At 45.9% G+C, this 686-nt stretch carries 1 protein-coding gene; it reads left to right on the forward strand.

What is annotated here, in order from left to right:
- Nucleotides 1-107 precede the first annotated feature (107 nt).
- Nucleotides 108-686: winged-helix domain-containing protein (locus tag A3763_RS24360; RefSeq protein ID WP_304440844.1), on the forward strand; the 579-nt coding region annotated here is incomplete at its 3' end.

Below are 686 nucleotides of genomic sequence, written 5' to 3' on the forward strand. Positions count from 1 at the left end.
TCTGCGCTAAATTTAAACTGTTCGGCAGCGGACAGTTCCCTTTTTGGGAATCTGAAGCTAACTAGCGTTCAGTGATTTTCCCAATTATTAGTTCTTAGTGCGGACACATGACAAAAAAGACCAGTAAAGCCACGCAAGATCCTCATAAGGATCGCGAAGCGCAGAAATACGAAAATCCTATTCCCAGTCGAGAGTTTATTCTTTCTCATCTGGATGCGCGCAACGCTCCGGCCACTCATCCTGAACTAGTTGAAGAGCTGTCATTGAAAGATGATGATTCAATTGAAGCTCTTCGTCGGCGTCTTATTGCTATGTCGCGAGACGGCCAACTAGTGCGTAACCGGGGTGATCGATATCTACCGGTTTCTCGCGTTAACTTGCTTAAAGGTGTGGTCATAGGTCACCGTGATGGTTTTGGCTTTGTAAAGCTTGATGAAGGCGGTGATGACCTTTACTTATCGGCTCGTCAGATGCAGATGGTGTTTGATGGCGATCGGGTGCTAGTACGCGCAGATAGGGAAGATCATCGTGGTAAACGTCATGCGGTTATTGTGGATGTCCTGGAACGAAATACCGAACAATTGGTTGGACGTTTATATCGTGAAGGCAACATCGTATTTGTCGAAGTTGAAAATAACCGCATTACCCAACAGGTTCTAATTGACTCTGATCATACGGCTGAAGCC

The organism is Oleiphilus sp. HI0128 (assembly GCF_001635365.1).